The organism is Corallococcus sp. 4LFB (genome assembly GCF_046520365.1).
In the GTDB taxonomy this organism is placed as follows: Bacteria; Myxococcota; Myxococcia; order Myxococcales; family Myxococcaceae; genus Corallococcus; species Corallococcus caeni.
This window is the reverse complement of the sequence record NZ_JBKGHJ010000298.1, coordinates 1-10,867: the sequence shown is the minus strand read 5'-3', so window position 1 is coordinate 10,867 and position 10,867 is coordinate 1. Positions and strand designations below refer to the sequence as shown.

Sequence of the window (10,867 nt, the reverse complement as noted above, 5' to 3'; positions counted from 1 at the left end):
CCCCGTCGCGTGCCGGCCATGAAGACCCAGGCGCACCGGACCGCGAAGGCGCGGACGCCGACGCGCCGGGCCGCGACGACGCGGTAGCGGGTGTCGGGGGCAGGGAAGCCGGGGCGCGTCCAGCTCGTGGCCCGGCGAGGGGGAGGGGAGCTGGACCGCGTCCGCCCCGCATCGGGGCGGGCACGGTGGGGCTTGTGCGGAGGCACGGCCTCTCACGAATTCGCGGATTCGCCGCATTTGTGCTCCTTTCCGTCCATGACCACCGGAAGCCATTCGCCTCCTCATGAGCCAGGCATGCGGCGCGCGGTATCGCGCTGGGAGATCGTCGGCTTCTCCATCAACGACGTCATCGGCAGCGGGGTCTATCTGCTGCCCGCGGCGGCCGCCGCGAACCTGGGCTCTGCCAGCACGGGCGCCGTCGTGCTCGCGGGGCTGGCGGTGCTGCTGCTCGTGCTCTGCTTCGCGGAGGCGGCCAGCTACTTCGACAAGCCCGGCAGCGCCTATCTCTACACGCGTGAAGCCTTTGGCGAACGGGTGGGGTTCCAGGTCGGCTGGATGACGTGGCTGGCGCGCGTCTCGTCCGTGGCCTCGTTGTCCGTCGGCTTCTCCCGCGCGCTGGGCTTCCTGTGGCCCGCGGCGAACTCGGGCCTGGGGCAGGGCCTGGCCATCGCCGTGCCCCTGCTCGCGCTCACCGCCGTCAACGTCGTGGGCGTGAAGGGCGGAACTCGCACCGCGGTGTTCCTCGCCGTCACCAAGACGGTGCCCCTGCTGGTGTTCATCGCCGTGGGCCTCTTCTCCGTGTCCGTGCCGCTGGCGACGTCGGTGGCGCCCAGGGAGGGAGGCAACCTGGGGTCCGCGGTGCTGCTGCTGCTGTTCGCCTATGCCGGCTTCGAGAACACGGCGGCGCCGGCGGGGGAGTTCAAGAACCCGCGCCGCGACGTGCCCTTCGCGCTCTTCGTGCAGATAGGCGTGGTCACGCTCATCTACACGGCGGTGCAGTGGGTGGCGCTGGGCACGCTGCCCGGCGTCGCGGACGCGCAGACGCCGCTCGCCAGCGCGGCCGCGCGGTTCCTCGGGGGTTGGGGTGGGCTCCTCATGACGGTGGGCGGGGTGCTGTCCATCCTGGGGACCAACAGCAACACCGTGCTCGCCGGGCCGCGCTATCTGTACGCGCTGGCCCAGGACGGCTTTGGCCCCGCGGCGCTCGCCACGCTGCATCCGCGCTACCGCACCCCGGCGGTCGCCATCCTCACGCAGACGGCCATCGCGCTGCCCCTGGCGTTCTCCGGCTCGTTCGAGGTGCTCGCCACGCTCTCCGTGGTGGCCCGGCTCGCCACGTACTTCGGCACGGCCCTGGCGGTGCCCGTGCTGCGCCGCAAGCTCCAGGCGCCCGAGAACGCGTTCCGCATTCCGGGTGGGCCCGTGATTCCCCTGGCCGCCGCGGCGCTGTGCGTCGTCTTCGCGCTGAGCGCTGAGCGCGAGAACCTCATCGCCGGAGCCGTCGCGCTCGCGGTGGGCTTCGTGCTCTACAGGTTCCAGCGCAAGCCGGACGGGAAGGCGGCGCTCGGATAGCGCTGCCGGACGAGGATCAGTCCGTTGGCGAGGGGGTGAGCGTGCCCGGGGGACCATGAGGCGGCTCGTCCTCTTCGCGCACCACTCCGCCGGGGGACCCGCGGGCTCCGGCGGGTGGATGTTCGGGCTCCAGGTCCTCCTTCGCTGACAAGCCGCCCCGATCAGTCCGACAGTCGAACTGGCTTCTCAAGGTCGCGCCCGGCACGCTCCCTGCGGCGCACTCACCGCCGGCTTCGTCAGGGGATGCGCTCAAGTCGGTTGGAATCAACAGCGCATCGCTGCCCAACTCCACGGAGAAGGCCTCCGCATGAGGAAGGGGAGCAACCTCATCCGCCGGGTGTTCCGCGCCAGTGGGTGTGAGGGCGCCGAGGCCCTGCTCCTCCATGCGACTGCGTGCATCCAGCGCGGAGTCCTGTCCGGTAGCGGATGTGGAAAGGTCGAGGAGGCCCTCCGCGGCGTGAGGGGCTTCGTGTGAAGCATGCTCCTGGAGGGCAGGCGCGAAGCGTTCGAGCACGCCCTCATCGTATGCCTTCAGCAATGCCGGCAGTTCGTGCGTCAGCGCCCGTACGTCGCGATCGCCCAGGGCGTGCATCGCGCACATGGCCCACGGGCGCAGCGACTCGCCGCCCATGAGGAGCTGCAGCCGGGACGCGTTGCCCCTCATGGCCCGCTGCAGTGACTGAATGAGGAGCAGGTGTCCTGGACGGGCCGCCGCCTGGGCCGCCCGTCGCAGCAGCTCGAATTCCAGCTGCGCGCACCGTGCTCCCGACTCCCAGTGCGCCGCATCCCAGAGCCTGAAGCAGAGGGACTCCAGCTGGCCCAGGTCCGCCTCGGAGGCACTTGTGCAGCAGTCGGCCAGCAGGTCCACCAGCACCTGCCGCTTGAGGCTGAAGTAGCCCTCCAGGAGCCGCCGGCACTCCTCCGAGCGCTCGTCATGCAGCGCCAGGCCCAGGTTCTCCAGCGTCAACGACTCATCCAGCGCCACCGCGCGCGTCTTGCGTCCGGAGCGCTGCACCACCAGCCCTCGCGCCGCCAGCCGCCGCAGCGCCTCCCGCACGGTGCCCCGGCAGCACCCGAACTCACGCGCCAGCTTCTCTTCCGAGCCGAACTGCCCCCTCGGCAGCATCCCCAGCGCAATCGCGCGCTCGAGTTGCTCCTCCACATACGCCACGAGTCCCACCCGCACCATCACCGTCGCCCTCCTCGCCCAAGCCACGCCCATCCAACCAGAGGGGTCTGACATGGACTGGTGGGCCCGCCGTCCTCGTGGCCTCCCAGCCCGGGCGCCGTCTTCCGCGAACCTGTCCGACTGTCGGACAGATTTACGGAGGACGGCACCCGACGGGCGCCCCTGCCCAGGACTCCGCGTCGCCGCCCGCGCTTGCACGACGTCGCGGCCCACCATTGCGCTCCGCGTGATGCGCGTCCTGGCGGAGCGCTTCAGGGCACGGGATTTGCTGACGAGCGTCTGGCGACCCGGCTAGAAGGCGCCCCATGCGGAAATCCTGGCCATACGCGGTGGTGCTGACGCTGGTGTTCCTGGGCGTGCCCAGGGTGCTGCACCACTTCATTCCCGATCCGCGGCAGGTGCAGATGATGTTTCCCGTCGTCCTGCTCGTCCTGGTGGTACCGGTGGCCCTCTTCTTCCTTCCGCGATACCGCCGGAGCAAGAAGCTGACGGACGAGGGACTTCAGCTGCTGTCGGAGGGGAGGGTGGCCGCCGCGCTCGAGCGGTTCGAGGCCGCGCGTCCGTTGGCGAAGGTCCAGGTTGTTCCCACGTACAACATCGGCATCACCCAGCTCCAGCTCTGGCGGTTGCCGACGGCGGGGCGGGAGCTGTCGAGCCTGGAGTCGCGCAAGGACCTCACGCCGCAGTTCCGCGCGGTGTTGTCCACGGCGCTCGCGCTGGTGGACGCGCTCGAGGGGCGGCTGGCGCGGGTGGAGGCCCGGCTGGCGGAGGCGAAGTCCCAGGTGGACTTTCCCCTGGGGCTCGCACCGCTCGCTTCGGCGGTGGTGGCGTGCCGGGAGGGGCGCTGGGCGGAGGCTCGCGCGCTGCTCGGAGATGCCTCACTGGAGAATCTCACCGGACCGCTGCGCGGTCTGCGGAACGCGCTGGAGGCCTGGTGCGTCGATCAGCTCACGGGAGAGCGGAGGCCGGTGGATGCCATCGCGTTGTTCGGAGAGGCGTCACAGGACTCGCTCCAGGCTGCGTGGCCGGAGTTCGTGGACCATGTGGTGAAGCACGCCGCAGCACCTCCTGCGCTGTCCGCCGTCACTCCGGAGGAGGCGTCAGCGGGCCGGTAAAGGCGACCTCCAGGCCGCCGTATTCCGACGGCGCCAGGGTCATCTCCCAGCCGTGCAGCTCCACCACGTTGTGCACGATGTGCAGGCCCAGGCCCTGGCCTTGCGGCTCCCGGGTCCGGGCCGCGTTGCCCCGGAAGCGGCGCTCCAGGAGCCTCGACCGCTCCTCTTCGGAGATGCCCGGCCCGTCGTCGATGACTCGCAGGTTGAAGGACTGCTGGCGCGTCGTCTCCAGCACCACCGCGACGTGGCCGTCCTCGCGGCCGTAGCGGATGCCGTTGAGCACCACGTTGCTCACCGCCTGCTCCAGCAATGTCTCATCGCCCATCACCCAGGTGGGCGTCGCCGGGACTCCGCTCTCCAGGGCGATGCGCTGCGGCCTCGCGATGGGCTGGTGCCGGCCGAGCACCCGTGACACCAGCGCGTTCAGGTCCACCGGCGCGTGCTGCACCTGCGGCGCTCCGGCCTCCAGCCTCGCGGCCGCTCCCAGGTTGTGCACCAGCGAGGCCATGTAGTGCGCCTCGCTCATCGCGGACAACATCAGGCCCGACTCCAGCGGCTCTCCCGCTCGCATCCGCTGCTGCATCGCGGCCAGGTGTCCCTGCAACACCGTGAGCGGCGTCATCACGTCGTGCGTCGTGTTCGCCAGGAAGTCCCGCAGCGTCTGCTCGCGGGCTTGCTGGTGCGCCATCCGCGCTTGAATCTCCGCTCGCGCCTGCTGGAAGGCCCTGGCCAGCTCCGCGATCTCGTCGCTGCCGTTCACCGTGACGGGCTGTTCGTAGCCGCTTCCCGACGACGCGCGAACTTCTTCCGTCAGCCGGCGCAGGCGCTGCACCACGGGGCCCAGCGCCACCACCATCGCGGACAGGAGGATCAGCGTGGGCACGCCCCAGATGTACAGCGGCGGCAGGCCCACCTCCGGCGACTCCGCGGGCTCCACGCGGCGCGCGAGCACGTACTCGCAGGGTCCTCCCTCCCAGGGCATGCGCAACAGCAGGTCCTGCACCAGCGCGCCGTCGTCCTTGGAGTAGCGGCGCACGCCCACGCCGTCGTCCCGCACGCCCTGGCGCAGCCCGTCGTCCAGCGCGGGGGCCTGCGGGTTGCGCGAAACGAACCGTCCGTCGAAGGGGTAGAGGCTCACCGGCGGCAACCGCCGGCCCGGGGGACGCCGGCCTCCGGAGCGGGGTGGGCCCTCGGTCCCGGGGCTCGGGCCTCCCGAAGCGGGGCCTCTTCCCGGTGGCCCGTCCGGCGCGACGGTGCCCGAGTTCGGACCGCCGCCGCCGTCGGGCAGGCCTTCGCGCTCCCACGGCGGACGTTGGGACCGGGAGCGGACCATCCAGGTCTCGGGCGCGGCCTCGCAGCGCTCGCGGCCCCCGGACTGCATCTGCGACAGCGTGGACTCGATGATGACTTCGTCCGTCGTGCGGCGGCGCACCGAGTGCTCCACCTGCACCAGCGCGAACACCGCGGGCACCGTCACCGCCACCGCCGTGAGCGCCAGGCGCAGCCGCAGCTTCACGCGTCCTCCCCGGGCACCAGCCGGTAGCCCACACCCCACACCGTCTCCACGCACTTCACCGGTCCCAGCTTGCGCCGCAGCCGCGACACGTGGACGTCCAGCGTGCGCTCCGTGCCCTCACGCTCCGGATCCAACACGTGCTCCACCAGCCACTGCCGCGTCACCGCCTCTTGCGGCCTGCGCGCCAGCGCCGCGAGCAGTTCGAACTCCACCCGCGTGAGCTCCACCGGGCGGCCCCGCACCTGCACGGTGTGCCCCTGCAGGTCGATGCGCAGCGGGCCCACCTCCACCACCGCCTGCTCCTTCTGCAGGGTGGGGCGGCGCAGGCGCGCGCGCACGCGCTCCACTAGCTCCTCTGGCCAGAAGGGCTTGGTCATGTAGTCGTCCGCGCCCAGCTTCAGCGCGCGGACCTTGTCCAGCGTGTCGTTGCGCGCGCTCAGGATGAGCACCGGGACCTCCGAGAAGGTCCTCAGCGCCTTGAGCATGTCCAGGCCGTAGGTGCCGGGCAGCATCAGGTCCAGCACCACGAGGCTCACGTCCGGCAGCTCGCCGGACACCCGCAGGCGGCCCTCGCGCCACCACACGGGCTCGAAGCCCGCGCCCCGCAGGTGCCCGACAATCTGGGACCCGAGCGCGTCGTCATCCTCCACCAGCAGGATGCGGTCGCCCATGCGCCATGCCTCCCTTAGGACACGCCGCCCCGGAGGACTCCGGGATGAACCGGCCCACCCTAGTTCAGGGCATGCCCCCGTCGAAGCCCGGCGGCGGGGGACCCATGCCACCGTCGCCGCCCGGCGGGGGACCACCGCCGCCGCCACCGCTGCCTCCCGGCACCGCGCACGACGCGCTGTCCAGCGAGGAGCGGATGACCAGCGTCTTGGATGCCAGCATCGCGCCGTCCGCCATGCGCTGGGTGGAGAAGAGGTAGTCCCCCACGGCGTCCGCGGAGATGACCGTGTCGTTGGAGTTGGTCGTGTCGCGTGCGCCGCGCGCGTTGTAGAGCGGCTGGTTGTTGACGATGTCGTCGCTCGTCGTGTCGTCGAAGAACAGCTGCGACGTGACGAACTCCTGGCCGTTCACCCGCACCGTGAAGTGGAGGTGGATGGTGCGGCTGCTGTACCAACCGGGGAAGCACGTGTCGAAGTCCACGCGCCCGTTGGCGTCCGTGGTCTGCACGCCCCGGAACCACCGCGCCGCGCGCGCCGTCGCGTCACCGGAGGTGCAGAAGTCGCTCGCGTCCTCGCCGGAGTACAGGCCTTCCGGCGCGGCGTGCCAGATGTCCACCGTGGCGTTCGGGATGGGCGCGCAGGACTCGTTGACGATGAGGAAGGCCAGGCGCACCGGCAGGCCGTCATGGCCCTCGCTGATGTCCTTGCGGTCCACCGTGGTCGCGTAGCAGGGGCCCAGCGTGGCCTCGCAGGTGAGGTTGCACGCGGTGCCGATGCCGGAGGCGAACGGATCCGGGTACGCGGCGGCGGCCGTCATCGCCGCGGTGCCCCCCGTGGCCCAGAAGCCCGGGTCCACCACGCCGGAGTCCTCGCCCGCGTCCGTGCCCGTGCCTGCGTCGGTGTGGGGGTCGGCGCCGGTCGTGTCGTCGCCACCGCAGGCGACGAGCAGCTTCGCCACGGGAACCGCGGCCAGCGACAGGCCCATGCCGCGCAGGATGCTCCGGCGCGTGATGACCTTGGGGGATGGGGCCTGGGGGGATTCGCTCTTCATCCGGGGTTCCTCCGGGAGCTCGGGAGCCAGGAGCGGCGGGGGTGCCGCTCGAGGACCGTCCGGGGCTGACCGGACGGTGAACCGGGTTCTCGCGGGCGAACCTTAAGCAATCCTTGCGCGGAAGGGCCGCGGCTCAGGAAAAGCGCACGCGGAAGGCGGCGAGCAGTGGACCTGCTGCCCGGCCGTCCGCGGTGGACCTCGGCCCGCCCTCCGGGAGCGCCGCGCCCAGCTCCTCCAGCGCGGGCTTCATGGACTCGAAGGCGTGGAGCGCCTCCGCCGCGTTGTCGAAGAAGCGCGGATGCGACAGCCAGCCGGACACGCCGCAGGTGACGGCGTGGAAGGAGCGCGAGTCGTCCGCTTCGTAGGTCAGGCGCAAGAGGTCGCGGAAGCCCTCGTCCCGTACGACGGTCCCGCCCTGGCTGCCCATGCCCCCGAGCGTCGCGCCGCCCTCGTAGTCGCTCCAGCCCGTGTCCATGCGCTCACGCATAGCACTCCAGGGGCTGACGCGGGCGGAGTGACAGGGAGGCGCCGCGCCGTTGCCCGCTGCCCCTGTCAGGCGGGGCGGCATGCCGGTTGTCGCCCCTTCCACACCGACCAACGTTTGCCGTGTGGGGGGCGTCGTCATGTCCGCGGAAACCATCCATGAGCCGCGTTACTCCGAGGAGATCGTGCCCTTCCTCGCGGGCGACGGCCGCGCGCTGCACCTGGTGCACCTGCGCGGCGTCAAGAAGGCGGACAAGGGGCCGGTGGTGCTGGTGCACGGGGCCGGCGTGCGCGGAAACATCTTCCGCGCGCCGGTGCGGCAGACGGTGGTGGATGCGCTGATTCAGGACGGCTACGACGTGTGGCTGGAGAACTGGCGCGCCAGCATCGACGTGGAGCCGGGCGAGTGGACGCTGGACCAGGCCGCCGTCCTGGACCACCCGCACGCCATCCGCACCGTGGTGGAGAGGACGGGGGCGGACAAGGTCAAGGCCCTCATCCACTGCCAGGGCTCCACCAGCTTCACCATGGCCGCGGTGGCGGGGCTGTTGCCGCAGGTGGACCTCATCCTCACCAACGCCGTGTCCCTGCACCCCGTGGTGCCGGCGACCGCGAAGCTGAAGCTGCGCTACGCCGTCCCGCTCGTCTCGAGCTTCACGCCGTACCTGGATCCGCAGTGGGCCTACGGCGGCCCCACGCGCACGGCGCGCGTGCTGACGCGCGTGGTGCAGGCGACGCATCACGAGTGCGAGAACCTGGTCTGCCGCTGGACGAGCTTCACCTACGGCACGGGCTTCCCGGTGCTGTGGCGGCACGAGAACCTCAACGCCCAGACGCACGACTGGCTCCAGCACGAGTTCGGCCCGGTGCCCTTCAGCTTCTTCCGCCAGATGGAGGAGTGCGTGCGCGCGGGCCACCTGGTGCCGGTGGAGGGCTTCCGGGCGCTGCCGGAGGACCTGGGCGAGCGCGAGCCCCAGACGGACGCGCGCTTCGTCTTCTTCGCGGGCGAGGAGAACCGCTGCTTCCTCGCGGAGAGCCAGCGCCGCAGCTTCGAACACCTGGAGCGCTTCCACCCGGGCCGGCACGCGCTGCACCTGCTGCCGGGCTACGGCCACCTGGACGTCTTCATGGGCAAGCGCGCGTCCCAGGACGTCTTCCCCCTCATCCTCTCCGAGCTGGACCGCTCCGTGAGCCACTGACGAAAGGCCCGCCATGTTCCTCCCCCGCCGCATCCAGAGACAGTCCGGCCGCTACTCGCGCGTGGACGGCATCCCGTACGCGCTGCCCGTGGATTCGAAGGGCGCACCGGCGCTGATGGCCGCCTTCACGGTGGACGCGCGCCGCGCGGCCAGCCTGCTGCCCGGCAACGAGCTGCACCCGCTGCGCGTGTCGCGTGACCGGGCCGTGCTGCTCATCTCCGTCATCGACTACAGGCAGACGGACATCGGCGCGTACATCGAGTTCAGCATCGCGCTGGCGTGCACGCACGGACGCCGGCCCGCGCCGCCGCTGTTGCCGCTGCTGTTCCAGAAGCACTTCGGCGTGGGGCAGTACGTGGTGGACCTGCCGGTGAACACGGAGGTGTCCGTGAAGGGCGGCAAGGGCATCTGGGGCATGCCCAAGCACCTGGCCCGGCTGGACTTCCGGATGGAGGACGGCTCCGTGAGCAGCCGCTACGAGGAGGGCGGCCAGCAGGCGGTGCGCGTGCGCATCGAGCGCCCGAGGTTCCCGTGGCTGCCGCTGCGGATGGCGGCGGTGAACTACTGCGCCTTCCGGGGCATGTTGATGAAGTCCACCATCTACTTCCGGGGCCGGTTCGGCTTCCGGCTGGGCAAGCACGCGTGGGGGACGCTGGAGCTGGGGGACCATCCGCGCGTCAAGGCGCTGAAGGATTTGAGCATCTCCCCGCGCGCCTTCTTCACCGGGTTCTTCCCGTCGTCCAGCGGCGTGCTGGATGACCACTCCGAGGCGTGGTTCCTCACCCAGCCCACGCTCCCAGACGCCACGTACCCGGAGGGCCTGGAGAGCGTGGTGGACCTGGGCCAGGACCAGACGCCGATGCCGCCTCCGGAGCCGGACGGGGAGCCGCCGCGGGTGCTCCAGGAAGTCGTGCCGCTTCACGACGCGCGCTCGCGCGAGGAAGCGCGGCCATGAAGCGCGGCGGCCGCTTCGACCTGGCGAACGCGTGCCTGCTGTTCCTGTGCACGTCCATGTACCTGGGCACGGGCTGGTCGCTCCTCCTCTTCACGTTCCCCATCGCGCCCCAGCTCACGGTGGACAACTACTACATGCAGTTCGTGCCGCAGGTGCAGGCGGCCACGCGGTTCTTCACCTGGATGACGGCGGTGATGCTGCTGTCGTCCGGGGTGCTGGCGTGGCGCGAGCGCAGGACGGCCCTGCGCTGGTACCCGCTGGGCGTGCTGCTGGCGGTGGTGGTGGCCACGCTGCTCACGCGCATCTTCATCTTCCCGTACAACGACGAGATGGCGGCCGGCATCACGTCGCCTGAACGGCTGAGCGAGGTGCTGGGCGCGTGGATGCGGATGAACCGCATCCGCGTGGGGCTGTGGACGGTGCAGTGGCTGTTGACGCTGGGCTACTTCGTGCACCGGGTGCTGCGCGCGGAGCACCGGCGGGGGAGCGCTGGGGCTTCGGGCTGCGCGTGCCACCGCGCCGGGAGGCCCACGCATGAGCCCGGCCGCGTCGCGATGGCTGGAGCGCCAGGCCCGCGTCAACGGGCGTCCGTGGCGCTGGGCCCTGGCGGCCATCGGGTGGATCACCCTGGTGACCGGCGCGGCGCAGCTGCTCCTGCCGGGGGTGGAGCTGCGCATCTTGCGCGCGGATGCGTCCGCCACGCCCTCGCACTTCTTCCGCATCGTGGGCATGTTCATGGTGTTGTTCGGCGGCCTGCTCCTGCACGGCCTGCACGAGCCCCGCGCGAACCCGGCCGCCTTCCTGTGGACGGGCCTCCAGAAAGTGGGGGCCTGCGTGATGGTGGCCCTCGGCGTGGGGCGGGACCTGCTGTCGCCGCTGGCGCTGGGGGTGGTGGCGTTCGACGCGCTGAGCGCCGTGCTGGTGCTGGCGTTCTACGCGTCGCTGCGCCAGCGCGAGCAGATCATCTCCGTGCTCAAGCCCCAGGCGGAGGACGCGTCGCCAGGGCCAGGGCCCACCGGGGAGGCCACCAGCCCTTCCGTCAGCGCGCTGCGCGTGGCGGAGGCGACCCGCGAGCCCAGTCCGCTGGGGCGGCCCCCGCGGGCGCTCGGGGAGGCCCAG

The 10,867-nt window shown here is 71.4% G+C and carries 10 protein-coding genes and 1 pseudogene; 5 read left to right on the top strand and 6 right to left on the bottom strand.

Annotation, left to right across the window (positions count from 1 at the left end):
* The first annotated feature begins 294 nt into the window (after nucleotides 1–294).
* Nucleotides 295–1,572 carry an APC family permease gene (locus ACLEQD_RS27250; protein ID WP_410387879.1) on the top strand — a complete coding sequence of 426 codons (1,278 nt, stop codon included), beginning with the start codon at nucleotides 295–297 and terminating at the stop codon, nucleotides 1,570–1,572.
* Between the two features lie 16 nt (nucleotides 1,573–1,588).
* On the opposite strand, the gene ACLEQD_RS27245 is transcribed toward ACLEQD_RS27250, so the two are convergent.
* Nucleotides 1,589–2,761, bottom strand: coding sequence for a FadR/GntR family transcriptional regulator (locus tag ACLEQD_RS27245; RefSeq protein WP_410387877.1), 1,173 nt, complete (start codon nucleotides 2,759–2,761; stop codon nucleotides 1,589–1,591).
* A 305-nt stretch (nucleotides 2,762–3,066) separates the two neighbouring features.
* Between ACLEQD_RS27245 and ACLEQD_RS27240 the strand changes: the two genes are divergently transcribed.
* On the top strand, nucleotides 3,067–3,876 hold the full coding sequence (locus ACLEQD_RS27240) for a hypothetical protein (protein WP_410387875.1): 810 nt from the start codon (nucleotides 3,067–3,069) through the stop codon (nucleotides 3,874–3,876).
* Here the strand turns inward: ACLEQD_RS27240 and ACLEQD_RS27235 are convergent.
* The 4 genes from ACLEQD_RS27235 to ACLEQD_RS27220 all read right to left on the bottom strand — a co-directional run bounded on the left by ACLEQD_RS27235 (nucleotide 3,845) and on the right by ACLEQD_RS27220 (nucleotide 7,598).
* On the bottom strand, nucleotides 3,845–5,392 hold the full coding sequence (locus ACLEQD_RS27235; protein WP_410387873.1) for a sensor histidine kinase: 1,548 nt from the start codon (nucleotides 5,390–5,392) through the stop codon (nucleotides 3,845–3,847). The genes ACLEQD_RS27240 and ACLEQD_RS27235 overlap by 32 nt on opposite strands.
* Entirely contained in the window at nucleotides 5,389–6,063 is a 675-nt protein-coding gene (locus ACLEQD_RS27230) for a response regulator transcription factor (RefSeq protein ID WP_410387871.1), read from the bottom strand. The genes ACLEQD_RS27235 and ACLEQD_RS27230 overlap by 4 nt, the downstream gene beginning before the upstream one ends.
* 64 nt (nucleotides 6,064–6,127) lie before the next feature.
* Nucleotides 6,128–7,111 (bottom strand): protocatechuate 3,4-dioxygenase, encoded by a 984-nt coding sequence (locus ACLEQD_RS27225; protein WP_410387869.1) that lies wholly within the window; start codon nucleotides 7,109–7,111, stop codon nucleotides 6,128–6,130.
* Nucleotides 7,112–7,244: 133 nt separating this feature from the next.
* The gene (locus tag ACLEQD_RS27220) at nucleotides 7,245–7,598 is read right to left on the bottom strand and encodes a hypothetical protein (RefSeq protein WP_410387867.1); all 354 of its coding nucleotides are present in this window, start codon (nucleotides 7,596–7,598) and stop codon (nucleotides 7,245–7,247) included.
* Between the two features lie 136 nt (nucleotides 7,599–7,734).
* On the opposite strand from ACLEQD_RS27220, the gene ACLEQD_RS27215 reads away from it, so the two are divergent.
* Together ACLEQD_RS27215 and ACLEQD_RS27210 are read left to right on the top strand one after the other, a co-directional pair.
* The gene (locus ACLEQD_RS27215) at nucleotides 7,735–8,793 is read left to right on the top strand and encodes an esterase/lipase family protein (protein WP_410387865.1); all 1,059 of its coding nucleotides are present in this window, start codon (nucleotides 7,735–7,737) and stop codon (nucleotides 8,791–8,793) included.
* Between the two features lie 13 nt (nucleotides 8,794–8,806).
* Nucleotides 8,807–9,748 (top strand): acetoacetate decarboxylase family protein, encoded by a 942-nt coding sequence (locus ACLEQD_RS27210; RefSeq protein WP_410387863.1) that lies wholly within the window; start codon nucleotides 8,807–8,809, stop codon nucleotides 9,746–9,748.
* A gap of 130 nt (nucleotides 9,749–9,878) precedes the next feature.
* Here ACLEQD_RS27210 and ACLEQD_RS27205 read toward each other — a convergent pair whose 3' ends face one another.
* A complete protein-coding gene (locus ACLEQD_RS27205; RefSeq protein ID WP_410387861.1) occupies nucleotides 9,879–10,091 on the bottom strand; it encodes a hypothetical protein in 213 nt (70 codons plus the stop codon).
* Nucleotides 10,092–10,282: 191 nt separating this feature from the next.
* Between ACLEQD_RS27205 and ACLEQD_RS27200 the strand changes: the two are divergent.
* Nucleotides 10,283–10,867, top strand: a pseudogene (locus tag ACLEQD_RS27200) (patatin-like phospholipase family protein); the annotation flags it as partial.